This is a genomic window from Ktedonospora formicarum (assembly GCF_016587355.1).
GTDB classification, from domain to species: Bacteria; Chloroflexota; Ktedonobacteria; order Ktedonobacterales; family Ktedonobacteraceae; genus Ktedonobacter; species Ktedonobacter formicarum.
In genome coordinates this window covers 1,402,106-1,428,146 of record NZ_BNJF01000001.1, presented here as the reverse complement: position 1 = coordinate 1,428,146, position 26,041 = coordinate 1,402,106, and the positions used below count along the sequence as shown (strand labels likewise).

The following is a 26,041-nucleotide window of genomic DNA, read 5'->3' as shown; positions in this document are numbered from 1 at the left end:
AAAAACTAGTATACGCAATGTAAAAGAGAGTATAAACGTTTTGGAAAACATATAAATGCTATACATGTCTTAGTTGACGCATTTGTCTTTTGCTGTTATGATACTATTCTGTAGGCTCAAGAAAACGTTTAAGGCCGCTTCATGACCCCGAGCGTTCTAGCGCCACCACCACTGTGACTCCTAAGGGAGGATCGTGAGTTTATGTCCCCAGTGGGGGTCGGGTTTCACAAAAAATGTTTACACTCTATAAGAGGATGTATCTGTCACATGGGGGTGCACTGTGACTGAGTCAGCAAACTGGCGTGAAGTATTGGGTCGCATCATACAGGATACCCATCAGAGACAGCGAATAGCGAACGCATTAGATATCAATCCTGTTACCTTGACCCGTTGGGCCAATAATACTTCAACGCCGCGCACACAGAATTTGCGCCAGCTCTTGCAAGCCCTTCCCGAGCATAGCGCCGCCTTTATGGAATCGCTGCCAGATGAGGTAAGCAAGCCTTTTCAGGACCCCGAGATGATGAGTGTGGAGGTGGATACTATCACGATTTCCCCTCTTTTCTACTCTCGCTTGGTGAATGCTCACTGTAATCTGCCTTCTATCCTGCGCTTTAGTTCGCTTTGTGATATGATCTTGCAGCAAATTATCAAACATCTGGATCCGCATCGTGTTGGACTGGAACTGACCGTTGTGAAATGCATGCCTCCTTCGATTGGGGAAAGGTGCGTAGCTCGCGAGAAATTACCGGTCGGGGCACCGCACCCTGGGATCATGAATTGGAGCACCGCACTGCCTTTCTCGGTGTAGAGTCGTTGGCAGGTTATGTGATTAATACGGGTAACGCGCGGGTGATTGCAGATCGTTCAGATGGTTTTCAGCTATTTCCGGTGGTCTGGGATGAGCATGAACAGAGCTCAATGGCGCATCCCATTATGCTGGGTAACACGATTGCGGGGTGCCTGCTCGGCTCAAGTACACGCCCAAAGTTTTTTCTCTCCAGGTCCCATCAAGCCCTTTTTGCTGCTTATACTAAGCTCTTAAATCTGGCATTTAGCGCTGATGATTATGTGCCTCTGGACATGGTTGAGCTCTATCCTATGCCACTCCCTGCAAATCAGCAACAGTTTCTGACGCATTTTCGCAGTCGTGTTACTCAAGTCATGATACATAACCAATTAACGGTTGGCAAAGCTGAGGATGAGGTCTGGTGCCAAATAGAGAAAGACCTCTTGCAGTATCAAATGCAGCATGCATGAGACTATTTCTGGATATTTTTTGAGGATCAGGTTGTTTCTAATACTTTGAGATAAGAGAGACACCTATAGCAATTAGCCTCTTTGCTCGATTGCTATAGGTGTGTTTTTGTTCTTTACGTACCGCAGCCTCGAGGGCGAGCTTGACAAGGAAACTGCAAACTCTGAGGAGATCAGTGCTTACTGTTGACCGTGAAGCGGTGTGCTGGCTATAATGCAAAGGGTTTTGTGTTCAGCGATGATGTCGAGAGCCGCTGTTTTTCATAGAGGATAATGCATAGTATGCAGAGAATATTTCGTGTCTCCTGGTTCCCACTGGCCCTGCTTGCGGTAGCGTTGTTAAGTGTAGGCTTACGCCTGTATGGCGTGAATTGGGATGCAGGTAATAGTTTTCATCCTGATGAACGTCAGATTCTTTTTCGTATCACAGCGCTTGGCTGGCCTACAAGCTTCTCTCAATTTCTTGACCCTAATCATTCGCCGCTAAATCCGCACTTTTTTGCGTATGGTTCATTTCCCCTCTATCTCCTGGCTGTATTGTCATTTCTTATCTCGCGTTTGACAATGCAATCACCGATGACGTTTGTCGAATTAACCCTTCTGGGGCGTGTTTTATCCTCCCTTCTTGATACCGGCTCTGTCTTGCTGACGGCGTGGCTGGCGCTTTTGTTAACGCGCGACTTAGGATTTGGTCGTCGAGCTACCCAGTGTGCAACTCTGCTAGCTGCCATTCTGGTCGCGTTCACTCCTTTTCAGATCCAACTTTCCCATTTTTATACTGTTGATACACTTCTGCTCTTTTTTGTTGTGCTTACGCTCGTCTGTTGTGTTAAATATGTACAGTCCCGCCATGATCTGTTCTGGGCTGCCTGTTGTGGGTTGAGTTTTGGTCTGGCTCTGGCGACGAAGTTCAGCGCGGCTCCGCTCGGGTTACCAATCGTTGTGGCTGTGTTGTTGCGCGGCTGGAGACGGCGCGCAATTTATGAGGTAGGTACGGGGCTTCTGCTGTGCTTTATTCTAACCGCGCTTATATTCTTTGTTACTCAGCCATATGCATGGCTTGATATGCATAACTATATTGATCAGGTGAAAGAGCAGGGGAACATGTCTCGCGGGTCCCTGGATTTTCCCTATACACGTCAGTTCGCGAGCACGATTCCCTATATATACCAGGGGTACAACCTATTTTTGTGGGGTCTGGGCGTGATGTTGAGTTTGGCTGCTGTGGCTGGTCTGGTCTGGATTGCTCGAGGTCTATGGAGACGGAAGGTTGGACTAACCTGGCTCATTCCGCTCTCATGGTTGATTGTCTATAGTGTGATCATCGGTAGCTTTTATGTTAAGTTTATGCGTTATCTATTGCCTATCTATCCTCTTTGCGTGCTGCTGGCGGCTACTGTCCTGATCGCGTTTGTGCGTTCTTGCTGGACCCCTGAGCCACTAGCTACTATGGCGCCTGCACGTCGTAGGCGGAGCTATGGTGCGCAAGCTATTTCTGGTATTGCCTTACTGCTAGTACTGGCTGGCACGATCTTTCAAGGTTTGGCGCTAGCCAACATTTATAGCCAACCAAACACACGAGTACAGGCCTCTCGCTGGCTCTATACACATCTGCCGCGTGGAAGCCTACTGACATATGAACTATGGGATGATTCGCTTCCCATTAGCGTGGATCATTATGATCCGTCGTACTTTGCCCAGGTTACCTACCTTGATGGAAGTGGCAATGTCGCGACTGGGCTACCACTTTATGATGATGATACTCTGACCAAGGCGCACTTACTGGCGAATCTCCTTCCGACGGTTGATGCGCTACCCATGGCTTCGGATCGACTGGATATGTCTATTCCACGCTTGCCTGCTCGCTACCCTCTTACTATGCGTTATTATCAAATGCTGTTTTCTGGACAGCTTGGCTTCCGGCTGGAAGCCCAATTTGAGGTACGCCCTAACCTGCTTGGCGTGACGCTTGATGATAGTGGGGCGGACGAGAGCTACTCAGTATTTGATCATCCCAGGGTACGCATATTTGTGCGCCAGACCCCATATCCCTATACCCCTGAGCAACTCTACCAGAAGTTAGTTACGGGCCTTTCCCTGCCAAATTAATAGAAAGTGAAGAGTTATAGTGGACTCTTTACCCCATTGTAAGCGACGAATTGGCGTGAAAGGTAGGAACAATGGGCCCGAAACGTATAGAAATCCTCAGGTATGACGTTATGTATCTGTAGAAACTGTCTATTAGGGAGCGAGGCATGCTTGAATTATTCCAGATGTGGGCGCTGGTTGAGGCTATCGGTATCATTAGCCTTCCGCTCACTATCACCGTATTTCGCAATCTACCGGATCGTGGTTGGGCCTTTAGCAAGTCATTGGGCGTGATTGTCTTTGTGTTCTGTGTCTGGCTGCCGTTAATGTGGCTACGCTTTCTCCCTTATACTCAACTCTTTCTGCTAGGCATTGCTTGTATCTTGCTAGCGCTTAGCCTTCCTGGCTGGTTATGGAAGCGTCGCGATATCTGGAAGCTTATGCGTTTGAACATACCCTATATACTCGCGACAGAGGTTGTGTTTTTGAGTATGGTGCTCTTGTTGGGCTGGATACGCTCGTTTGGTCCAGAGATTCGGGGTTGGGAAATGTTTATGGACGAGGGCTTTCTCTCGTCTATCATGCGGAGTGCGCACCTACCACCCAGTGATATGTGGTACGCGGGAAGCGCAATCAACTACTACTATTATGCACATTTCTTTATAGCCACGCTGGCAAAGCTACTTGGACAGCCCTCCTATGTGGCTTTTAATACAGGTATATGTCTGCTTTTTGGTTTGACGGGTATCAGTTTCTTCGGGGTTACCTGCAATATTGTGAGTTGGACACGATACCTGCGCCAACGCTCTAAGGAGGGTCTGGCGTCAGAGGTGGTCCCCTCAACGGCCTATCCGTCGCTGACAGGGAGTATCCTCTTTGGTTTGCTTGCGATTTTTATGGCCCTGCTCATGGGCAATCTTGCCTCGACTCAAATCTGGTGGCAGAATCACGGCATGGTTACGACAACAGCCGACCAAGCATATATCTTCTGGGTGGGTCCATCGCGTGTTATCAGCAAGACGATCAATGAGTTTCCCGCGTTTAGCTTCCTGCTCTCCTGCTTCCATGCTCATGTGCTTTCCTTTGCCTTTACCGTGCTCGCTCTGGGCGTTGCCTTCAATCTCTTACTAGAACCTGCGGGTAAGGGATTGAATGTCTTTGGTGAGGGATGGCGATTGGGGCTGACGTTGTTCTGCACCGCGCTCATCCTGGGCGGGCTCTATCTGATGAATGGTTGGGACTATCCAACCTATCTGGGTCTGTGCCTGGTTTGCATTGTGTTTCAGCAATGTCTGGCCTATCAGTTACGCTTTCAGTGGGCGTTGCTGCTGGATATTTTCGTTGCTGCTGTGACGCTGATAGCTCTCAGTTTCTTGCTGTACCTACCTTTTTTTCTGACGTTTGTCTCCCCGGCCCAAGGGCTGGGTCTGGTTGCGCCCCAAGACCGTTCATCGCTTACCAACGAATTGCTGATTTATGGGATTTTTGCCTTTGTGGTTATTTCGTTTCTGGTTGTTAGTGCCTTGAAGCGACCTCTCCTTGATTTGACGATACGACGAGATCCCGATGGCTCTCTACATCAGTTACAGTTCAGCGTTCGCTTGACCTGGGTCCTGGTTGTGGCTGTCTTCTGCCTAGGATTGCTGGTGCTGGTGTTTGTGCGTAATAGTACGACATTGCTGATTGCGGGTGGAGTTGCTGTTGCAGCGTTTGTGCTGGCCCTGTATCATCTGGGAGATCGCGCACACGCATATGCGCTTCTGTTAGGGGGGCTGGCTTTCTTGCTCATTGCGGGGTGTGAAGTCTTTTTCTTGCGTGATGTCTTTGCAGACCAGGACCCGCGAATGAATACCGTCTTTAAGTTCTATTTTCAAGCCTGGGCCCTACTTTCTATTGCCTCTAGTGTCGGCCTATCTTTTCTTGTTGCGAGTTTGCGACCTGTTAAGTTGAACGTTGTCACGGTACATTGGCTGCAAAGGTTTGGGATTGGATTGTGGTACCTGCTTCTGCTGATTTTTATGCTAGCAGGTGCTGTCTATCCTCTGCAGGCGCCTTACGCGCGCTATGGTCCTGGAAATGTGCCAATCGCAAGTAAGGCCCTCTCCTCAACTGGTAGCTTGAATGGGCTGAATTACTTAAAGAATGACCCTCTGTATCCAGGTGACTATGCGGCAATTCTTTGGCTCAATGAGCATGTACAGGACAATCCAGGTATCATTGAAGCAGTAGGGGGAGACTATACGGAATATGGGCGTATCTCCATTTTTACTGGCTTGTCTAGCCCTATAAATTGGCCTGGTCATGAGGTGCAATGGCGGGTTGCCTTACTGCATAACCCGGTTAACGCTGAGGACTTTAACCAGCGTCAGACTGCGGTGGATCTGGTGTATCAAGATCCAGATAAGAATATGGTCCTGCAAAATATGAAGCGTTATCGCGTAGAATACCTATACGTTGGACCTTTAGAGTATAAGAAGTATCCGTCTGCGAATCTCCACCGTTTTGCCGCTTTCATGCAAATCGTCTATAATGCGAATGGTGTGACTATCTATAAGATCAAATCTTAAGAATGCTTTTGCTTCGTATGTGAGAAGCATAGTCGTCGCGAGATGACGCTGGCGAATACTTTTTACTCTGGAATAATCTGCCTGAATTAATGACTCTATTTCAACAATGGCATGAAGGCCCTTTGGGGCAAGGGAGGATAAAATCTTTGAAGCGATCAGACACCGAAACTCGTCAAGATGGGCAGCATAAACCCGACCTTACTACTTCGGAAGCGTTGGACCAAGTGGAGAAGGCTGAGGAAATGCAGGAGGAGGAAAGAAACGAGGATCAACGCGACGAGACAATAGTGGAGCCGTCGCCTAAGGAACTCACTCCTGAAGAAGCAGTAGCTTTTGTGCCCGAGGTGGAAAATGCGCAAGATCTTCCTGATGTTGCTCCCTTCCTAGTTCCTGAGCCAGAAGAAAGTGAAAGCACATCCGAATCTACTCCTGTAATAGAGGAGGCTGTTGCTGACCAGCAGATAGAGCAGCCTTTCTATGAGTATGAAGAAGCAGTTCCGGTGCCCGAGCAAATATCTCAGGGCTTTCGCTTCATGCGACCATCACGAGAGCAGATCTTACGTTGGGCACCGTTCCTGGGTCTGATGCTTCTTGGCGCGATTCTGCGTTATTGGGGCCTGGGCGATAAGCCTTTGCATCACGATGAGAGCCTGCATGCCTACTACTCACTGATGCTCATGCATAATTTGGAGAACTGGTTGGGGTGCTTCAGCCCGACTAGTAGTTGCTATCGCTATGATCCCCTCTTACATGGCCCCTTCCAGTTTCATGCTATTGCCCTGGTCTATCAGATATGCCAATGGTTGGGTTTGCCGGAACACGGTGTGAATACAACAACAGTACGTATCGCTGCGGCAACGCTAGGTACGGTGATTGTGGGACTACCATACTTCATACGCGACTATCTGGGGAAATATGGTGCCCTGGTAGCCTCATTCTTGCTGGCTGTCTCGCCTAGCATGGTCTATTTCTCACGCTTTGCGCGCGAAGATATCTATATGGCCTGCTTTACTTTGCTGGTCGTGGTGGCGATGGCACGCTATTGCCGGGATCGCTCGCTCTCATGGCTCATCATTGGTTCAATTGCCTTCGCGTTGTCCTATGCAACAAAGGAGGCCACATTCCTGACAATTGCAATCTTCGGCAGCTTTTTTGTTGGCCTGATTGTGTGGGATATTGGTGCGCGCTTTACCCTGGTCCGAAATACACGCGATACCAACGCAGGGCCGATTCATGCTTTGACACAGACATGGGCTCCCTGGGCGGTGCTTATGCTGGCAGTTGTGGCTGCTCCCCTGGCACTGCTCTTTTTCCGGTATATGCATAATCTCTCGCTCTATATTAATGATGTGAAGACGAAGCCGCTGGCGGATACCTTTGTCGCGCAGTTAAAGAATGTGACAGTGGCGATTGTGCCCTGGTTGGGCATCGCGCTTGGTGTGTATGTGCTCGTCATCTTGATGATGGAATACTTTGAGAAGTTGCCTGTGAATGATTCGCGTCGTCGTGGTCTGGCAAAGTTTGTAGACCCCGTCCGGCAGCCTCTTCTGGATGTGGTGACGACGATGCCCTGGATTCACTGGGTCTTCGCTATTCTCTGTGGCTGGGCAGTTTTTCTCGTTCTCTTCACAGTCATTTTTACCAATATCCGGGGCGGTATTGGTGATGGTATCTGGCAGGGATTGTATTACTGGTTGCAGCAGCAGCAGGTGGCGCGTGGTGATCAGCCCTGGTACTACTACTTTCTGTTGATTCCCCTGTATGAACAGGTTGGCTTAGTGTTTGGCATTGTGGGCGTGATACGCTGTCTGATACAGCCATCGCGTTTCCGTCTCTTCCTGGTCTATTGGTTTCTTGGCAGTGTTGTCATCTACACCTGGGCTGGCGAAAAAATGCCCTGGCTAATGATCCATATGACCATGCCAATGATGCTTTTGGCCGCGATTGGTTTACAGCCTGCATTAGTGAAGGTTGTGGCTTTCGTTCGTGAGCGAATCGTGGCGGCACGCGAGAAACGTGCTCATGAAGAGGGACAGTTACCAGTCGCTGAACCTCATTTCCATATTCAGCCCGTCAGCGCTGCTGGTGCCATAGCAACACTCGTGGTAGCGGTGTTGTTGCTGTTGCCAACACTACAAAACATGTTCCAGGTCTCCTATGTGCATGCGGCTGATGGTCCGCACGAAATGATGGTCTATGTTCAGACAACGCCTGATGTCAATAAGGTGATGGACCAGGTTGCGGCTGTCGATAAAAAAGCCTATGGAGGGCAGCAGAATATGCCCGTGAGTGTGATGGGCGATGCTACCTGGCCCTTTGCCTGGTATCTGCGCGATTATCACCAGACAACATTTATCAATACCACCGAGCAAGATCCCTGCCCAGCCATTTCAGGTAACCCGCCAGTGATTATTGTAGGGGGAGATTGCCTGGCGTCCTACAAGGCAAGTTACCAGGAAACGTATAAGGTTACTACCTACCATATGCGTACCTGGTGGGATGAGGGGTATAAGTTACCACCCTGTGTTCCTTCTAAGAATGATACCTGTGAGGGAAAGCCAACCTGGGGAGGGGTTGGGCCTCTGCTCTGGTTAAGCTATGGCGATACGCCTCCCAAGAATGCCCAATTTGATCTTGGGCGCGCTAGCTCTAATGTCTGGAATTGGTGGTGGCATCGCCAGGCCATTGGAAGCACGACTGGCTCATATGATATGGCGATCCTGGTTCGCAACGATTTGGCTCGCTAATAATACAATTATGTGCTAATGAACGGCGAAGAGCCGCATCTGGAGAAACGACCAGATGCGGCTCTTCGCCGTTATGTGCATAGAATATTAGAGCGGTTTGTCATATCGTTGTTCTAATATATTATGTTTGATTGGAAAATGTTGCCATGTAATCAAATGGCGATAGGCTTGAGTAAGTGCTGTTGTTTGGCTGCGATGACAGCCTGCTCTAGTACCGCGCTTATAATAGGAATGAGGCGGGAATTGGGCATCTCCTGAAAGAAGAGTGCAATCTCCATTGAGAGTGGCACCTGAAGCTTTCCTAGATTGCCTTGACTCTTTGCGGGGGGGTGAGTGCGTTGTGATTCAGGAAATAGCAGGACCAATAACCAAGGTTATGTAGTTTCAGCAATTCCGCTTGCGGCTGAGGGAAAAAGAGATTCACGGCTTGAGGCATAATGCCTCGGCGTTCAATGATCATCCTCTCAACAGTCCCTGCGATAGAAGTATTTACAACTATCTCTTGTGAGAGATATGGATTTTGGAAGACCATCATACGCAATTCAAGATAAAACTGCCTGGTAGTAGTATGCTGATGCCCGATCCAAAATTGAGTAACCTGGATGTGAAAATATTGTACCAGTGCCTCACCGAGCCACTGAAGTAATTCATCGAAGTGTTCGACCTCCCTTGCCACCATAGGTAGACGAGCCAGGATGGTCCGTTGGTAGTGATGCAAACGTGCCCCATCATGTGTATAAGCGAATCCCTGCGAGTTGTTCAATGTTTATCTCCCACTTCCTACCGGGCCAAGTTTAATGCTTGTGTAAAACATTGTCAGATAATGTACCTCCGTTACTCATCAATATTACACGAAAGTAGTATAGGTGTGTCAATGTTATAGAATTGGATTTCTCAATATTAATAATTATTTAATGTGGGCATAGAAGAGGAGTGCATGAGTTTTGGGTTTTGATACAAGGAGCCTGAATAAAAAAAATGCTAACATAGTGTGCCTGAGTTTAGAAATAGTAATAGAGCACCCCCACTTCGACCTTGAGAGCCGAGATGGAGGTGCTCTATTATCCTGGTATAGGAAAAGCTGTTTAGGCTTGAATCAGGCTCGCAAGCCGCTGTATGCCACTTGTGATCTCATCTGGAGTCAGTGCGCAGAATGGTAGACGTACGAAGCGCTCATTGGCCCCTGCCTGAGCTTCTTGCTCGCTCAGGAAATCCGCAAAAAAGGCGCTACCATCAGTGAGCATGAGTCCTTCTTCTTTAGCTCGCGAAAGCAACTGCTGGTAATTACTTTCGCGTGGTAGAGTCACGCTGATAAAAAAGCCGCCTTCCGGTTCTGCGAAAGCAATATCGGGAAGATAGGTTTTGATAGCGTTTATCGTGGCTTGCAGGCGTGGTGCGTAAAGCTGCTTTAAGTTTGCCAAATTTTGCTCGAAGAAGCCTCGCTGATGAAACTCAAACACTGCTGCCTGAGTGGGAAGCACCGGGGCGAGAATTGTCTCCTCGGCGAGTGCTGTGAGGGGTTTGATGATCTCGCGGGGGCCGACTATATACCCTACACGGATGCCGGGGCTAATCAGTTTGCTATATGAGCTGACTGTCAGTACGCGGGTAGATTGAATATCGCGCAAAAGAGGCAATTGCTCACCGCTATAGCGTAGCGTGCGATATGGAACATCTTCCAGGAGCCAGAAACCATGCTTCTCAGCTAACTGTACCAGAGCGTGTCGCTTCTCGGCTGAGGTTGTGACACCTGAGGGATTCTGGAAGTCGGGTATGACGTAGAAAAAGCGCGGCGTGTATTGTGTGAGCGCCTCTTCCAGGGCTGACAGATGAATGCCATCAAGGTCGAGTGGAATGCCTACTACTTTCGCGCCACGACGACGAAAGGTTTTGATGGCGCGATCATAGCTAGGCTGCTCAGTGAAGACAACATCGCCTGGTTTGACGAGAAGTGCTGTAAGCAGATCTTGTAGATGGAGCGAGCCATTGCCGATCAGCACTTGATCTGGCGCCACCTGATACTGCTCAGCAACTAATTGGCGTAGTGGTGCGTAGCCGCCATTGTGTCCATACTGAAGAACAGTTTTTCCATCTGGCCCTGCGAGCACTGCTTGTAGGCACTCGCTCATCAGTGCCGTAGGAAGTGCCTCCTGGGCTGGTACTCCACGCGTGAACAAAATAGGACTGCTGGTAGATGTGGTTGCCTTTTGCATGCGATCGATGAACTCCTTCAAATGTAAATTAAACAGTATAGTGACCCTCTATTTGAGAGACGCTATGAGGGGTCATTCTTCCCAGGCTGAGCCTATGAATGGAGCAGCACGATTTTTCCCTGGGGCTCTCCAGATTCCAGGAGGGCATGTGCCTCGGCTGCTTGCTCAATGGGTAAGGCGCAAGCGATGAGAGGTACGAACTTCTTCGTTGCAATCAGTTGCAACGCCTGTTCCTCTTCCTGGGGTGAGGCTTGTAGCTGCCCTCCACCTATGACGGATATGCGCTTGAGTCGCCAGGATTGGGTATCAACGGTGCTTTCCTTGCCACCCAGATTCCCAATCAGAACAACCCGCCCGTTGGGCGCGCAAGCCTCCAGGCTTTGCTGTAAGGTAGAGCTTACTAGCTCTATTACCAATTGTACTCCGCCTAATTTCTGCAATTCTTGCCCAACATCTTGCTGGCGGTGATTGAGTACAAGATCGGCTCCCAACTTACGGAGCTCTTCTCCTCGTTCGTGAGAACTGGTGGTGGTCGCGACCCAGGCCCCCCTTTGTTTCGCGATTTGGATGGCAGCGGAGCCAACTCCACTGGAGCCAGCCCAGATCAGAACTCGTTCACCTGCCTGGAGTTTGCCAAGTGTAAAGAGACTGCCCCAGGCTGTTGAGGCTGCGAGACCAGCCGCCGCAGCTTGCTCAAAGCTAACACTGTCTGGAATACGGGCCAGGTGTGAGATCGGCGCGGCGATCTTCGAGGCATAGCCACCACCGCCCAGGGCTCCCAATGCACGTGTTGTCAGGACTCGCTCGCCAGCTTGGAAGCCATGCCCATTCGCAAGTATGATGCCAGCCGCTTCCAATCCTGGCGTAAAGGGGAGTTGAGCAACAGGACGACTTCCGTCTCGCTGAAAGAGATCTAGATGATTGACCGTCGTTGCCTTTACCTCTAAGAGTATCTGGCCTGCCAAAGCAATAGGATCGGGTACATCTCGAAGTTGAAGCACATTGGGGGCACCATAGCTAGCGAATTGGACAGCTTTCATCGTATTTCTCCTTCAGACGTATTGCTCGTATATCGAACCGTTTCTGCTTGCAAGCGGTTTCACACAGGAATTGAGTTGTTCTCACATATTGTATCGCACATTCACCAGCCCTGCCGAGTTTGATTCACAGAGGTGCATACTTGGGGGCGAAGAATTCTCTTGTAATTAGAACAAATGTTTTATATAATAAGGGGGCGCAGAAAGAATAGTTTGGTAGGCGAATACGTAGCGTTTTTGCAATGTTGTTTTATGGTGGGCTAGGGGATAACACATGCGACTGATAACACCACTTACTCTTGTTTCTATCCTGGTGAGAGATCAGGATATGGCACTCCGCTTTTATACAGAAGCTATCGGTTTGGAGAAATGCCTGGATGTCACATATGCGCCAGGATTGCGCCTGGTTACTGTGGCCCCAAAGGGGCAGCGGAAGCCGCAGCTGGCGCTTGCTAAACCTGATGCATTTCATGATGATGGGTGGGTGCAAACTGCTCAGGAACGGATGAAACACAATGTTCCCTGGGTCTTTGCGACTCAAGATTGTATCAGTATGTATGAGAAATTGGCGACAAGAGGCGTCTCGTTCTCCCAGGTTCCGACACGACAATTATATGGGGTTGAAGCCATGTTCACCGATCCCGATGGCAATATGTTTTCTTTGTTAGAACCATCTCCTGAAGCGCGTTCGCTCTGCCTGGCTCGCTGTATTGGGTTTGCTGCATAAGAAGCTTTTGCCCTGTTCAGGCGGGCGAAACTGGTTTATCATCCTTCTATCCTTCTTATACTCACCTCGATCTCTACTGAAATTTCCAATACTAGCCAGCGTTCTTCTTTATAATGGGAGCGCTGGCTAGTATTAGAAGTGTCCTCTCCAAATTAGCTACTCCTCAGGACTTCGTAGCTTAGCGAGCTAAGGATGGCTGTTTTCTTACATGACTGCTTTGATATGTAGATGTGAGGCGGATAGTACTCATAGTACCTCTTTGGCTTATGCGTTACTTTGCTCATAGATGGACCGTCTTGCATTCGTGAACAGAACATCCTGTGCAACGATTTCTCAGGTCTTATACGAAGACTAATGCTGCTCTCACATAGTGTTGGTGCTCAGGCCTTCGTATAAGGAGCAAGAAAAATGTTTGGAGATTTGCATGTCGTTAAGTAATCTGGAGGAAGTCTCTGTAGCGTCAGTCCTTACCGAAGAACAGACAGCGCCTACAACCCCGGTCATCGCGCCAACACGCTCTTACCGCCCTTATCCCTGGAAAGTTGCGAACCAGTTACTGGATCTCGTTGACGACCTGACTGGTGGGCGTGCTGGTATGATACAGCGTCTCGGCACTTATGTTTTTATTGGTGGCCTCGCCGCGCTTGCGAACCTTTTCTTCTTCTTTGTCTTTAATCACTATGTTCCAATTGCTAATGATCAGGCGCGAAACGTTTTTGCGTTTATATGCGCAACCGAAATTTCTATTCTAGTGAATTTTGGCCTCAATGACTACTTTACCTTCCGACATATGGATGGAGGCAGGGATCGCTCTCGATTACAGCGCTGCTGGCGCTTTCATCTTACCTCAGTCAGTGGGAGTGTCTTAACATTTCTGATTCAATTTGGTCTCTCGCAGTTCGCGCATGTGTGGCCCTTCTTTGCCCAGGCAATCGCGTTGATTCTCGTTTTGTTCTATAATTTCTCGGCGCATCACTTCTTTACCTATCGCCGTGTCAAAAAGGTTGCCTCAGCCGAGTAAACAGATGGCAAGAAGTGTGTGTTAGCTCGATATTACTGTATATAGTGTGCCGTTCATGGACCTCAGCACAGTTAGCCTGGACGGTCTTACGTCCAAACACACAAGTTCAATTTGCGGGGAAATCGTGTGGTGGCAAGGCAAGCAGCCGCACAGGCGGTACTGGTAGCCGTATTTTAGGGTGAACCTATGTAGGTAGAGCGTGATTTTCAAGCGTTAAAATGCCCTATGACGCAGGTGCGTATCACACCTGCGTCATAGGGCATTATTGATTAGGCCCAGCGAATAAGGCCCATCTCATATTTCTCGGTTAGAAGTGGGTGAGAGGGAACGACACGGACATTGTAAGCAATACTGCCGCTTTCGGCTGGTGTGAGATGGATATCGAAACGATAGGCTCCATCCTCTTCACGCTTGATATACTTCATGGTGACCGTGTGTTGAGGTTTCGCTAGCTCCTCTTTCGTGTTGCCATATACTAGTTCCACACTGATATCTTCAGGCGTCAGGTTTGTGGTGCGGACCCAGGCATGTACATCAATGCCCTCACCCAGGCTAAGCTGTCCATTACGCTGACCCTGAATGTAGAGCTGTAGATTGCTCCAATATCGATTGATGCGTTCTTTCCAGGCTGCGAGAGTGCGTACATCTTGATAGTTGCCATCTCCCGCCTGTATACTCTGCTCAATATCAGGTACATAGTAATTGGTTGTATACTCTTTGACCATACGGCGCATGCTGAACTGGGGCATACAGGTGCTAATGGCTTCCTTCATATACCCGATCCAGCGATGAGGAATATCCTCGTTGTCACGGTCAAAGAAGGTGGGAATAATCTCCTCTTCTAAAAGGCGATAGAGCGAGAGGCTATCGGCCTCGGCCTGAATTTCTTGATCGTGGTATTCACGCTCTTCGCCAATCGCCCAACCATTCTGCCCATTATAGCCCTCGGCCCACCAGCCATCCAGAATACTACAGTTTGGCTGTCCATTAAGAGCCGCCTTTTGCCCACTGGTACCACTGGCCTCATAGGGGCGGATGGGAGTATTCAGCCAGAGATCCGTGCCAGAGACAAGATAGCGCGCCATATCGATATCATAGTTCTCCAGCAGAATAATCTTGCCTTTGAATTCTGGGCTACGTGAGGCGCGATAGATCTGCTCTATGAGCGCTTTGCCCGGCTCGTCAGCCGGGTGAGCCTTACCAGCAAAGATGATTTGCACCGGGCGTTCGGGATCATTCAGGATGCGCTTGAGTCTGTCGAGATCGCGGAAAAGCAGCGCGGCGCGCTTATATGTGGCGAAGCGGCGTGCGAATCCGATAATGAATGCGTTCGGGTCAAGCATCTGCTCGAACTCGTCGATCTGAAGGGAGCCTTCTCCCAGGCGTAGATGCTGTTGCTTTAGTCGCTCGCGGGCGTAGTCGATTAGTATCTCTTTGCGCTGATGATGTGCCTCCCATAGCTTGGCATCGGGAAGTAGTTTGATGCGCTCCCGCCAGAATTCCGGATCGTCAACATTTCGGCCCCAATCGGCATCCAGATAGCGTTGGAAGAGCAAATTGATTTCAGGTGCGATCCAGGAAAAGGTATGTACCCCATTGGTTATATATTCGATAGGCACCTCATCAACATCGAGTCCAGACCAGAGGAATTGCCACATTTTGCGGGAGACCGCTCCGTGCAGTTTGCTCACCCCATTATGCTGCCCAGTCAGCTTGAGAGCTAGCACTGTCATGCCATAGGTCGAGCCCCAGCCATGATCCTCGCGTGCTACCTCCATAAACTGGTCGCGGTTTAACTTTAGCAAGCTCCAATAGGAGTTGAAGTACTTATCGACCAGGTCATAGTTGAAGGTATCATTGCCAGCAGGAACCGGCGTATGTGTCGTAAAGAGCGAGTTGGCGCGGACAACCTCACGTGCTTCATTGAAGCTGAGTCCACGCGCGACTAGTTCGCGACAGCGTTCCAGGCTCAGGAAGGCCGCGTGTCCTTCGTTGAGATGCCAGGCTGCAGGAGTGATGCCCAGAGCGCGAAGTGCGCGTACACCGCCGATACCCAGCACAATCTCTTGTGCGATACGCATCTCGCGATCACCTGCGTAGAGGCGTGCGGAAAGTTCACGGTCGTTAGGGGCGTTGGGATCAACATCGGTATCCATGAGATAGAGGGGAACGCGCCCGACCATCAGTTTCCAGACCTTGGCATAAATGCGTCTGCCTGGAAGATCGACGCTGATAACCACTTCATTCCCATCAGGATCGACTGCTGGTACTGCCGGAGCTTCAGAGAAGTGCAGCTTTTCGTAAAGTGCCTCTTGCACACCATCGCGATTGATTTGCTGAATGAAATAGCCCTGAGGATATAGAAATCCGACGCCAACAAAGGGCAGGCCCAGGTCACTTGCCTCTTTACAATGATCGCCCGAGAGAATCCCCAGGCCACCAGAGTAGATGGGAAGAGATTCATGGAGTCCAAATTCTGCCGAGAAGTAGGCGATAGTCCTATCTTGCAAATGAGGATAGTTCTGTGAGAACCAGGTTTCATCCTCTTCAGGATGCATATAGCGATCAAAGTCATGGATAACGCTGTCATAGCGCTCTAGGTATTCGCCATCGTCGGCGACCTGTTCCAATCTTTGTGGCTCTACTTCGCTGAGGAAGCGCACCGGGTTATGCCCAATCTGCTCCCAGAGTTCTGGGTCAAGCGAGCTATAGAGCTCACGTGCCTCGGGATGCCAACTCCACCAGAGATTGTATGCCAGCTCATAGAGGCGGCTAATGCGAGATGGCATAATGGGAAAGACCGTTATGCGACCGTAGACTTTCACAGGTCTAGACTTCCTTTCTTCTCTCAAATGAGAATATCTGTGGCATGGAGCGCAACATATACACCCCAGCGTCAAGCTACAGGTGGAGTGTGAGGTCGATGCGTGTGCCTGCCAATCTTCTACCAACACCAGAGATACCAGTACAAGTGAGGCATATGTACCACTTTGTAATTGTGCTTCAATATGGATGATAGGTACCTGTACTTTCAGTATACAAAAAACCTGCTCAGATAAAAAGGCGTTCTGAGGCTTGGCTGGTGTTAGAGCAAAGTCGTTTTCGCTGATTTATGCAGGGGAAGGAGCGGAAAGAGGGCACAGGAAAAGAGGGAGGCTCGCTTCCAGATAGAAGTGACGGGAAGGTTCCACCCTGCAATGTCCTGTGTCCTTGCGGATTGTTAATTCTCGTTGATTTTGATCCAGCCGTGGCGCAAAGCATGCACAACTGCGGCTGTACGATCGCTGACGGATAACTTCTTGAGGATTGAGGTGATGTGGTTCTTTACGGTTTGATCACTGATCTTCAATGACTTCGCGATCTCCTTATTACTGTTACCGCGCGCGATGTAGTCAAGAATTTCGACTTCGCGACTGGAGAGGGGTGAATAACTATCCTTTGGTGTACCCTCTTCCTTCTCAACGGTCAATTCATGGAATGACCGCAGAACACGACTAGCGAGCTGAGGTTTGGAGAGCACGTCATCATTGATGAGGTATTCTCCCTGACTGACTTTGCGCACGGCATCGACTAATTCTTGCGCGGTAATGTTGCGCGTATAGTATGCAGCTGCACCAACTTTGATGGATTGAAATAGGCGCTCCTCGTCTTCGGAAGGCGTCAGCATAATAATGGCCGTCCGGGGTGCGAGATGACGCGTCTGCCGTGCTATCTCAAGTGGATCAGAGGAAGTGAGACCTGCATCGATAAGGGCGACATCTGCGGTATTGGTGCGGACTATGTCCAGCACTTCTCCAACATCCGTCGACTCTCCAATAATTTCGCAGTTACCCATCTGTTCCAGGGTAGCTCGAATCCCCTCACGGAATAGAGGTTGTTCATCAATGATGATGACACGTATCGTTTCCATGCATTCCCTTCTTGCGAAGAGCAGACAGCGTGGAGGCGCCACCGCTACACTGCCTACACTCTTTATGTAGCAAAACTCCAAGTCGAACTGGTTAAAAGGGGCGCTTTTACCCAGTAATATAGTCCCTGTTGTGCCAGGGGAAAGTACTATTACCTTTGGTTGTGCCCATTATACACACAAAACGCGCTGTGAACAATTGGTCTGAGGGCAAAAATTCTATTTCTGTGCGAATAGATGTATCTGAGTGGGGCACTGAAAAGGCTTGAAATGTGGGAGGAGGGCAAAATATTTGAAGGAGCCGCATTATGTCTGATCGCTCTGGACTATGCGGCTCCTTTCTGGAGACGTTTCGCTACAATGTCTGTTTATATTCTCAACATGACGTCGGCAAAATTACTCTTTAAGCGAAAACCTGAGCGTTAATCGCAGCAGGTTCTCGCTTAAGATATTAGAAGCGCTCCAGGCGTTGCAAGGTGGTATTAATACCAACGCGCAAGCACTCGATGACGCCTCTCCCTGTTACGGCGACAGCTTCGTAGCTCGGGACACGATAGGGATTAAGATATTTTTCCAGAACTGAGACTGGTAATGTATCTTGCAGGTCGCGCTTATTCCACTGCATGACCAGAGGATAGTCTGTGATATCCTTATTCATGCGACGTAACTGTTCTTGTAACTCATTCCAGCACTCGATATTCTCTTGCAATTTACTTGCCTGGGAGTCAGCCACAAAAACGACGCAATCGGCACCCTTGAGGACGGAGATACGTGTCTGCTGATAGAGAATCTGGCCTGGGACCGTATACAACTGGAAGCGAATATTAAAACCCTGGACCTTACCCAACTCCAAAGGAAGTAAGTCGAAGTAGAGCGTACGCTCTGTCTCCGTATCGATGGATACCATGCTTCCTACGTCTTGGGGATTTACTGCCTGATGGATGTAATGAAGGTTTGTAGTCTTGCCACAGAGACCAATGCCGTAATAGACAATTTTGCAGTTGATCTCTCGTTTCGCCATATTGATCAGAGACATATCATTTCGTTCTCCTGCCCACTCTTACGCCCACTACCTGTATAATGATGTATATCAGGCAGTAGTGTGTGCTACTACTGTCCGGGACAGTATATCGTATTTTGACAAAATTGCCAACGGCTTGCGATTACTGAGCGGAATCATGTGAAAAATTGGTTTCTATTTTGGAGCAACCCATATTTTGTGCTGCTTCTTTAGAAAGACTCGCCGAAGGGTTTCATCACAGCAAGAAGGATCTTCTCAAGGGCTCCGCTTATTTTAGACAAGAAAACGCCCAGGTATTACGCTACTAGCATGCTCGTCCTGGGCTGATGACATTGAGATGCTGTACTTGAGCGAGACATGGTGAGCGGTAATACCTTGCGATCAGGTCGTGTTCTCTCTCATAATCAACCGTTGATACGCCAAAATTGTACGCTATTTCACACAGTAATGCAATGTATGGCGAGCGGCTAGCCATTTTGTAAAGTTTTTGAAGAGGGTGTAAGAAAGGTCTGCTATTGCTGCTTCTCCTGGTTTGTGCCTTTAGTTGAGGTATCCCATTGACGAATGACCTGGAAAGGGCTAGACTTACAGTAAAATGCGACGCATATCTGTCTTTCAGAAGCGAAAGCTTTCCAGGTCTTATCGGTTCGACTATGCACGGCATCGCCATGGTTGGGGCGGAATCTTGAAGCGTTTCTGAAGATACTGATACAAATAAAGGTTGAGGGTTGGCGCATGACTACAACTGCTTCTACTCCCATTGATACGGATTTCGAGATCGTGATTGGCCTGGAGGTCCATTCGCAACTGCTGACGAAGAGCAAGATGTTCTGCTCTTGTAGCACTGGCTATGCCAATGAAGCCCCGAACACACATGTGTGCCCTGTCTGTATGGGCATGCCTGGTGTGCTGCCTGTAATTAACGAAGAGGCTGTTAGCTATACGATTATGACGGCGCTCGCGCTGCATTGCTCTATCCCCGAATACTCTAAATTTGATCGCAAGAGCTATAATTATCCTGACTTGATGAAGGGTTATCAGATCTCACAGTATGATATCCCACTCAGCCACGACGGCTATCTGACTATCGAAGTGAACGGTCAGAGTCGGCGTATTGGCGTCACACGTGTTCACCTGGAAGAAGATACCGCCAAGCTCCAGCATCGGGAGGGGTATAGCTTGATCGATGTGAATCGCTCGGGTACCCCACTCATGGAGATTGTCAGCGAGCCTGATATGCGTAGCCCCGAGGAGGCTCGCCTCTACATGCAAAAGCTGCGTGAGATTCTGGTCTACTTGGGTGTGTCCTCTGGCCGTATGGAAGAGGGAAGCTTGCGCTGTGATGCCAACGTCTCTGTACGCCCACGTGGGCAGGAGCGCCTGGGGACGAAGACCGAAATCAAGAATATGAACAGCTTCCGCGCCGTCGAGCGTGCGCTCGATTATGAGGCCCGCCGCCAGATTGCCGTCCTGCGCGAAGGTGGACGGATTCGCCAGGAGACACGCGGCTGGGATGAGGCGCGTGGCATTACACTGACGCAGCGCGTGAAGGAACATGCCAACGACTATCGGTACTTTCCAGAGCCCGATCTGCCTCCGCTGATCATTAGCCGTGAGCGTGTTGAGAGCATTCGCGCTGGCTTGGCAGAATTGCCGGATGCCCGCCGTGCCCGTTATGCCAAGGATTATGGTCTTTCTGAGCAAGAAGCCAATGTCATGACTGAAGACAAAGCCCTGGGTGATTACTTTGAACAGGTTTTGAGTGTGTCTAAGGTGAAGGATCAGAAGGCCCGTGCGAAAGCCGCAAGCAACTGGCTTTTGAGCGAAGTTGTGCGCCTTTTGAATGCGAAATCCATCGTAGTGCAAGAAAGCCCACTTTCACCCGAAGCGCTGGCGAATCTGCTTGACCTGCTGGAGGGTGAGCGTATCACTGGCAAGCAGGCCAAAGAGGTACTTGATGAAGCCTTTGTTTCGGGCGAATTACCAGAAAAGGTAGTAGAGAGAAAGGGCTTCAAGCCACCAATTACGGATACTAGTGCCCTGGAAGCCATTATTGACGAGATTATTGCTAAGAACCAGAAAGTCGTCAATGACTACCTGGGTGGCAAGACCAACGCGATGCAAGCCCTGGTTGGTCAGGTGATGAAGCAAACGCGCGGTCAGGCCAAAGCCAATATGGTTCAGCCCTTACTGAAGGCCAAATTAGATAGTTTGCAACCATAGTCCACGGGGAGCAGCCGGTAATGAGCAGTGACGCGAAAAGACGGGCTGTGAGCGCGTGGAAGAAGGAGTGCGCAAGACATGGACGACGAGGTCAAGTCTTTCTCATTCAATCCCTATCACATGGCGGTCCAGCAATTTGAGCTGGCCGCCGACCGACTGGATCTCTCGGAAAATATGCGAGAGATTCTACGCCAACCCAAGCGTGAGCTCACTGTCCATTTCCCAGTGCGAATGGATGATGGCTCAATCAAAACGTTTACTGGCTACCGTGTTCAACATAATGTCAATCGTGGCCCTGCCAAAGGAGGCATTCGTTATAGTCCAGAGGTAACGCTCGACGAGGTTAAAGCTCTGGCGATGTGGATGACCTGGAAGTGTGCCGTAGTTGGCATTCCCTATGGTGGCGCGAAGGGTGGAGTGATCTGCAATCCCAAAAGCATGAACACTGCGGAATTAGAGCGCCTGACGCGTCGCTACACGACTGAGATCGCTATCATTATTGGTCCTCATAGCGATATTCCCGCCCCTGATGTGAATACCAATTCTCAAATTATGGCCTGGGTTATGGATACCTATTCCATGCACCAGGGCTTCTCGATACCTGCGGTTGTTACTGGTAAGCCGCTCTCCATTGGTGGAAGCGAGGGGCGGAACGAGGCTACCGCGACCGGGGTACTCTTTGTGACCAGGCGCGCTGCTCAGCGCATTGGTATGCCTTTACGGGGCGCGCGAGTGAGTGTCCAGGGATTCGGCAATGCGGGAGCCATTGCCGCTCGCCTCTTCTACAATGAAGGCTGCAAGATCGTGTCCGTCTGCGATACCAGCGGTGGTATCTATAACGAAGATGGTCTCGATCCGGCTGCAATTGTACGCCATAAGCAGGAGCATGGCTCGGTGGGAACCTATCCTCAAGCGCAACACATTTCCTCACTTGAAACTCTGGAGGTTCCCTGTGATATACTCATACCCGCCGCTACAGAGGGAGCGCTCAATGCCGCCAATGCCGAACGTGTGCAGGCTCAAATTATTACTGAGGCCGCCAACGGCCCAACCACACCTGAGGCAGATGCCATCTTCTCGCAAAAAGGGAAATTGTTAATACCTGATATTCTGGCGAATGCTGGTGGGGTGACAGTGAGTTACTTCGAGTGGGTTCAAGATCTTCAGAGCTTCTTCTGGGGAGTAGAAGAGATTACAAGCAAATTGCAAGTAATTATGGATAGCGCGTTTGATGCGGTTGCTCAGACTGCCGATACCTACCATTGTGACATGCGTCTGGCTGCGAATATGTTGGCGATAGCCCGTGTCGCCGAAGCAACAAAGGTGAGAGGAATTTATCCATAGTCGTGCTCACAATAGAGTGAGGGGTTGGGTGCCTCACACACCCGACCCCTCACTCTATTGTGTTCTTATATCTTCATAGTGATGATGCGGACATAAGATTGTCTATGTCGCTCAAGCTTTAAAAGCCACGACGTGTCTCTCGGCGAGGCTTTTTGGTTGGTTTAACGGCTCGTGTGGGCTTGCTCTTCTTGCGTGAGCGTCCACCCCATTCTTCCTCGTCCTCGTCTTCCTCCTCCTCTTCATAGAGGCCTTCCTCGTCCTCGTCTTCCTCCTCCTCTTCAGCGATATCAACGTCGGGAACGTCAGCGTCTACAACTTCTTCGTAGGTATCGCTGGCAAACTCTTCCTCTGGCTCGGCATAGGCATCCGCCTGATCAACTGTTTCGAAAGAGGAGGTTGCTTCCTCCTCTTCATGAGTGTCTTCGGAGGCTGGAGACGCCTTAGGAGCGGCAGTGGCGACAGATGCATCGCCTTCGCCTTCCTCCTTAGGAGCGCCAATAATTCTGCGGCCCGCTGCGACGTCAAGCCAGAACTGGGAGTAATAGTGTGGCCTCTCTGAGTCTTTCTCGTTATCTTTTTTTACCATGAGCTATGCAGCCTCTCGCGGTTGTATCAAGTCAAAGTTACCTTTGATGGCGCGAGAGACTATGCCTCCTTTCATTGCGCGCGTGCGCGCGTGAGCGTTTACTTCTACGTATATGCTGAAGCAATGGGTAACTTACGCTGAAAAAGAAAGATGTTTCAGTATAGATCGTAAAGTGAGAGAAACCTGTTCCGTGCTCAAAGTAGTCCCTCGTGTGTCATAATAAAAAGAAAATGTAGGGCTGTCAAGGGACATGTGGACCACGATGAGATCGCTTGTGAAGCTGTTTTATGGCCTGTCAAGCCCTTAAGTGCATGAATTTTTTGGACCAAAGGTTTGCCAGGGAAGGCCTTCGAACTTATAATACGAAGAGTCATAACAGAAATAGACCTATTCTGTCATTTGTCTGCATCATCATATAAAGGGAATAATTATTCAGAGCAGTTCAAGAGTGGAGCCATGTGTCTCGTAGAGATTGAGAGAGTGTGCCTGAGTAATTACCAGAGAAATGTAAGCAGTCAGTTGTAAAGGATGTCATAGAGGATATCCACTGATTATGGCTTGCCCAGAGCAAGCAAGATCGGTGCAGCAGTATTCGGAGGAAACCTTTGACCAGGATTCTTGATACCATCGACAGCCCAAAGCAATTGCGTTCCCTGTCAGTTCCACAAATGGAGCAACTGGCGGAAGAGATACGTAAAGAGATTATCGAAAAGATCTCTGTGAGGGGTGGGCACCTGGCTCCTAACCTGGGTGTAGTTGAATTGACGATGGCCTTGCATCGTGCATTTAATACACCAGAAGATCTCCTTGTCTGGGACATTGGACATCAGGCATATGTACATAAGCTCCTGACGGGTCGGCGCGACCGTTTTCATACGATTCGCCAATTTGGAGGTCTTTCCGGGTATCTGCGCCGCGATGAGAGCCCTTACGACACCTTTGGAGCGAGCCATGCAAGTACGTCAATATCAGCTGCGCTTGGTATGGCTGCTGCGCGTGATCTAAACGGTGAAAACACCAACGTTGTCGCTATTATTGGTGACGGTGCGCTCACTGGTGGCATGGCACTTGAAGCTATCAATAACGCTGGTAGCATGAAGAAGAACTTGATCATTGTCCTGAACGATAATGATAAGTCGATCTCGGACAATGTAGGGGCCTTGCATCAATATTTGGGGCAGGTACGGAAAGTCCAAACGACGCCCAGCTATCAGCGTTTGCGTGATATGGCGAAGGGGTCTATTGAGCGTCTACCAGTCGTAGGCGACAAGGCTCGCTCGGCTGCGGGGCGTGCTGAGACGAGCTTTAAGCAGTTTGTGATGCATAGTAAAAGCGGTGCCATCTTTGAAGAGCTGGGTATCAAGTTTTTTGGCCCGTTCGATGGACATGATATTCCCCTTATGCTTGATGTATTTGAGAACGTGAAGCATATTGATGGTCCGGTGATGGTGCAGGTGGTGACGAAGAAGGGCAAGGGCTGGGAGATTGCCGAGAACGATTCGACGACCTGGCATGGACCTGGCGCGTACAACTACAGGACTGGCGAGATCAAAAAGAACGTTGGCGATCCGCCAACCTATACCGAGGTATTTGCTAATACGCTGGTACGTATCGCGGAAAGTGATCCTTCGGTGGTTGGTATCACCGCCGCGATGGCGGAGGGAACCGGGTTGAAAAAGATGTGCCAGCGCTTCCCAGATCGTTACTTTGATGTGGGCATCGCTGAGCAACATGCGGTTACCTTTGCGGCGGGTATGGCGGTAGGAGGCATTAAGCCTGTAGTGGCGATCTATTCAACCTTTATGCAGCGTGCCTTCGATCAGATTGTGCATGATGTTTGCGTGCAAGACTTGCATGTCGTTTTCGCGATGGATCGTGCGGGTATTGTTGGTGAGGATGGGCAAACACAGCATGGTGTCTTTGATATTGGCTTTATGCGTATGCTGCCGAATATGAAGGTTATGGCACCCAAAGACGAAGAAGAATTGCGCCATATGCTCTACACTGCGGTTTGTCTCGATGGCCCCATCTCTCTGCGCTACCCACGCGGCAAGGCACTTGGTGTTGATATGAGTGATGATCTGCATATGCTTGAGGTTGGAAAGGCTGAACTCTTGAGCCCGACGACGCTGGCAGAAGCAGTGCGAAGCGATTGCACGATCCTGGCCTATGGTTCCACTGTCGCACAGGCCGAGGTTGCCGCTCGTGAATTGTCTGCCGAAGGCATCAAGGCTACCGTCGTCAACGCCCGCTGGGCCAAGCCACTTGATGAAGAACTGTTTCTGGCACTGGCGCAGGGGACGCGTCGCGTCGTGACAATTGAGGACCATGTAGTGGCGGGTGGTTTTGGGAGTGCCGTGCTAGAGTTGTTTGAGAAACACAACCTGCACGATGTTGAAACCCGTGTCATTGGGCTTCCTAACGATACATTTGTTGAGCATGGCGCGCCTGCTATTCTGAAAGAGCTTTATGGGCTCTCTTCTGCTCACATCAAAGAAGTGGTTCGTGAGATGCTCGGAACTCAGCAGCCAACTCTGGCTTAATCTTTTCCTCGCAGGCTCTTTAGCGGTATCGGCTTACAGGTTGGTACCGCTATCCTCTTTTCAACCCTGTTCAACGATACGTCCATCGCGCATAGTGATGAGACGATCTGCTTGTTTTCCTACCTCTTGCGCATGAGTGACGATCACGAAAGTCTGATGCTGAGTCTGATTAAGCGTCATGAGCAATTGAATGATCTCTTGGGCCGTCTCGCTATCAAGGTTGCCTGTGGGCTCATCTGCCCAGACGATTGTGGGTTCATTTGTCAACGCGCGCGCGATAGTTACACGCTGGCGTTGACCGCCTGAGAGTTCGGCGGGACGATGGCGTGCGCGTTGTGAGAGCCCAACCAGATCGAGCATCTCAAGGGCTCGTTTGCGTGCCCTACGGGCCGGAACTCTGGAGACCAGCATTGGCAGTTCTACGTTTTCAACGGCACTAAGCACAGGTAGCAAGTTAAAGTCTTGAAAGATAAAACCCATATGGCGAGCGCGAAATTTTGTGCGCTCGTTGTCGCCCAGGTCACGCAGGTTCTGGTTCGCGATAGCGATTTCGCCTTCATCTATGGTATCAAGACCGGAGAGACAGTTGAGAAGGGTTGTCTTTCCGCTGCCGCTTTGCCCCATAATGGCGACCATCTCGCCATGTGCTACTGAGAGATTGATATTGTCTAAGGCTGCGATGCGTTGCTGCCCGATGCGATAAATCTTTCGTACATTCACTGCTTTAATAAGTGGCGTATTATCAATCATCCATGCTTCC

19 protein-coding genes are annotated in these 26,041 nt (G+C 49.8%); 10 read left to right on the top strand and 9 right to left on the bottom strand.

The genetic code is table 11. The annotated features are described in order from the left end of the window. Positions 1 to 280: 280 nt before the first annotated feature. From K3T82_RS06165 to K3T82_RS06145, 5 genes are all read left to right on the top strand, one after another. Complete coding sequence (locus K3T82_RS06165) at positions 281 to 811, top strand: hypothetical protein (protein ID WP_220192608.1); 531 nt, start codon at positions 281 to 283, stop codon at positions 809 to 811. Beyond that, positions 727 to 1,260: a hypothetical protein gene (locus tag K3T82_RS06160; protein ID WP_220192607.1), complete on the top strand. Its 534-nt coding sequence runs from the start codon at positions 727 to 729 to the stop codon at positions 1,258 to 1,260. Before K3T82_RS06165 ends, K3T82_RS06160 begins: the two co-directional genes overlap by 85 nt. Before the next feature lie 279 nt (positions 1,261 to 1,539). Continuing rightward, positions 1,540 to 3,366, top strand: a complete 1,827-nt coding sequence (locus tag K3T82_RS06155) for a glycosyltransferase family 39 protein (RefSeq protein ID WP_220192606.1) — start codon at positions 1,540 to 1,542, stop codon at positions 3,364 to 3,366. Between the two features lie 146 nt (positions 3,367 to 3,512). Beyond that, entirely contained in the window at positions 3,513 to 5,912 is a 2,400-nt protein-coding gene (locus tag K3T82_RS06150; RefSeq protein WP_220192605.1) for a DUF2298 domain-containing protein, read from the top strand. Positions 5,913 to 6,058: 146 nt separating this feature from the next. Continuing rightward, entirely contained in the window at positions 6,059 to 8,659 is a 2,601-nt protein-coding gene (locus K3T82_RS06145) for a flippase activity-associated protein Agl23 (protein WP_220192604.1), read from the top strand. Positions 8,660 to 8,811: 152 nt separating this feature from the next. Here K3T82_RS06145 and K3T82_RS06140 read toward each other — a convergent pair whose 3' ends face one another. From K3T82_RS06140 to K3T82_RS06125, 4 genes are all read right to left on the bottom strand, one after another. Further along, the gene (locus K3T82_RS06140; protein WP_220192603.1) at positions 8,812 to 8,949 is read right to left on the bottom strand and encodes a hypothetical protein; all 138 of its coding nucleotides are present in this window, start codon (positions 8,947 to 8,949) and stop codon (positions 8,812 to 8,814) included. An 11-nt stretch (positions 8,950 to 8,960) separates the two neighbouring features. Then, the gene (locus K3T82_RS06135) at positions 8,961 to 9,422 is read right to left on the bottom strand and encodes a hypothetical protein (protein WP_220192602.1); all 462 of its coding nucleotides are present in this window, start codon (positions 9,420 to 9,422) and stop codon (positions 8,961 to 8,963) included. Positions 9,423 to 9,744: 322 nt separating this feature from the next. Continuing rightward, positions 9,745 to 10,872, bottom strand: coding sequence for an aminotransferase-like domain-containing protein (locus K3T82_RS06130; protein ID WP_220192601.1), 1,128 nt, complete (start codon positions 10,870 to 10,872; stop codon positions 9,745 to 9,747). A gap of 92 nt (positions 10,873 to 10,964) precedes the next feature. Further along, positions 10,965 to 11,912, bottom strand: a complete 948-nt coding sequence (locus tag K3T82_RS06125) for a quinone oxidoreductase family protein (RefSeq protein WP_220192600.1) — start codon at positions 11,910 to 11,912, stop codon at positions 10,965 to 10,967. Positions 11,913 to 12,183: 271 nt separating this feature from the next. Here K3T82_RS06125 and K3T82_RS06120 point away from each other — a divergent pair, with 271 nt between their 5' ends. Both K3T82_RS06120 and K3T82_RS06115 read left to right on the top strand, forming a co-directional pair. Continuing rightward, complete coding sequence (locus K3T82_RS06120) at positions 12,184 to 12,636, top strand: VOC family protein (RefSeq protein WP_220192599.1); 453 nt, start codon at positions 12,184 to 12,186, stop codon at positions 12,634 to 12,636. 424 nt (positions 12,637 to 13,060) lie between these two features. Beyond that, positions 13,061 to 13,657: a GtrA family protein gene (locus tag K3T82_RS06115; RefSeq protein WP_220192598.1), complete on the top strand. Its 597-nt coding sequence runs from the start codon at positions 13,061 to 13,063 to the stop codon at positions 13,655 to 13,657. A 269-nt stretch (positions 13,658 to 13,926) separates the two neighbouring features. Here the strand turns inward: K3T82_RS06115 and glgP are convergent, their stop codons facing one another. The 3 genes from glgP to K3T82_RS06100 all read right to left on the bottom strand — a co-directional run bounded on the left by glgP (position 13,927) and on the right by K3T82_RS06100 (position 18,600). After that, a complete protein-coding gene (gene glgP, locus K3T82_RS06110) occupies positions 13,927 to 16,482 on the bottom strand; it encodes an alpha-glucan family phosphorylase (protein ID WP_220192597.1) in 2,556 nt (851 codons plus the stop codon). 395 nt (positions 16,483 to 16,877) lie between these two features. After that, the gene (locus K3T82_RS06105; protein ID WP_220192596.1) at positions 16,878 to 17,567 is read right to left on the bottom strand and encodes a response regulator transcription factor; all 690 of its coding nucleotides are present in this window, start codon (positions 17,565 to 17,567) and stop codon (positions 16,878 to 16,880) included. A gap of 448 nt (positions 17,568 to 18,015) precedes the next feature. Continuing rightward, a complete protein-coding gene (locus tag K3T82_RS06100; protein ID WP_220192595.1) occupies positions 18,016 to 18,600 on the bottom strand; it encodes a GTP-binding protein in 585 nt (194 codons plus the stop codon). Between the two features lie 720 nt (positions 18,601 to 19,320). On the opposite strand from K3T82_RS06100, the gene gatB reads away from it, so the two are divergent. After that, on the top strand, positions 19,321 to 20,808 hold the full coding sequence (gatB, locus tag K3T82_RS06095; protein WP_220192594.1) for an Asp-tRNA(Asn)/Glu-tRNA(Gln) amidotransferase subunit GatB: 1,488 nt from the start codon (positions 19,321 to 19,323) through the stop codon (positions 20,806 to 20,808). Between the two features lie 78 nt (positions 20,809 to 20,886). Further along, complete coding sequence (locus tag K3T82_RS06090; protein ID WP_220192593.1) at positions 20,887 to 22,152, top strand: Glu/Leu/Phe/Val family dehydrogenase; 1,266 nt, start codon at positions 20,887 to 20,889, stop codon at positions 22,150 to 22,152. Positions 22,153 to 22,270: 118 nt separating this feature from the next. Here the strand turns inward: K3T82_RS06090 and K3T82_RS06085 are convergent, their stop codons facing one another. Beyond that, the gene (locus K3T82_RS06085) at positions 22,271 to 22,738 is read right to left on the bottom strand and encodes a hypothetical protein (protein WP_220192592.1); all 468 of its coding nucleotides are present in this window, start codon (positions 22,736 to 22,738) and stop codon (positions 22,271 to 22,273) included. A 605-nt stretch (positions 22,739 to 23,343) separates the two neighbouring features. Here K3T82_RS06085 and dxs point away from each other — a divergent pair. Continuing rightward, the gene (dxs, locus tag K3T82_RS06080; protein WP_220192591.1) at positions 23,344 to 25,281 is read left to right on the top strand and encodes a 1-deoxy-D-xylulose-5-phosphate synthase; all 1,938 of its coding nucleotides are present in this window, start codon (positions 23,344 to 23,346) and stop codon (positions 25,279 to 25,281) included. A 60-nt stretch (positions 25,282 to 25,341) separates the two neighbouring features. Here dxs and K3T82_RS06075 read toward each other — a convergent pair whose 3' ends face one another. Further along, positions 25,342 to 26,031, bottom strand: a complete 690-nt coding sequence (locus K3T82_RS06075; RefSeq protein WP_220192590.1) for an ABC transporter ATP-binding protein — start codon at positions 26,029 to 26,031, stop codon at positions 25,342 to 25,344. Positions 26,032 to 26,041 lie beyond the last annotated feature (10 nt).

Coding starts and splice junctions, on each gene's coding strand:
- gatB (WP_220192594.1), top strand. CDS start 19,321: ATGACTACAACTGCTTCTACTCCCATTGATACGGATTTCGAGATCGTG.
- K3T82_RS06125 (WP_220192600.1), bottom strand. CDS start 11,912: ATGAAAGCTGTCCAATTCGCTAGCTATGGTGCCCCCAATGTGCTTCAA.
- K3T82_RS06105 (WP_220192596.1), bottom strand. CDS start 17,567: ATGGAAACGATACGTGTCATCATCATTGATGAACAACCTCTATTCCGT.
- K3T82_RS06150 (WP_220192605.1), top strand. CDS start 3,513: ATGCTTGAATTATTCCAGATGTGGGCGCTGGTTGAGGCTATCGGTATC.
- K3T82_RS06075 (WP_220192590.1), bottom strand. CDS start 26,031: ATGATTGATAATACGCCACTTATTAAAGCAGTGAATGTACGAAAGATT.
- K3T82_RS06100 (WP_220192595.1), bottom strand. CDS start 18,600: ATGTCTCTGATCAATATGGCGAAACGAGAGATCAACTGCAAAATTGTC.
- K3T82_RS06090 (WP_220192593.1), top strand. CDS start 20,887: ATGGACGACGAGGTCAAGTCTTTCTCATTCAATCCCTATCACATGGCG.
- K3T82_RS06120 (WP_220192599.1), top strand. CDS start 12,184: ATGCGACTGATAACACCACTTACTCTTGTTTCTATCCTGGTGAGAGAT.
- K3T82_RS06155 (WP_220192606.1), top strand. CDS start 1,540: ATGCAGAGAATATTTCGTGTCTCCTGGTTCCCACTGGCCCTGCTTGCG.
- K3T82_RS06115 (WP_220192598.1), top strand. CDS start 13,061: ATGTCGTTAAGTAATCTGGAGGAAGTCTCTGTAGCGTCAGTCCTTACC.
- K3T82_RS06085 (WP_220192592.1), bottom strand. CDS start 22,738: ATGGTAAAAAAAGATAACGAGAAAGACTCAGAGAGGCCACACTATTAC.
- K3T82_RS06130 (WP_220192601.1), bottom strand. CDS start 10,872: ATGCAAAAGGCAACCACATCTACCAGCAGTCCTATTTTGTTCACGCGT.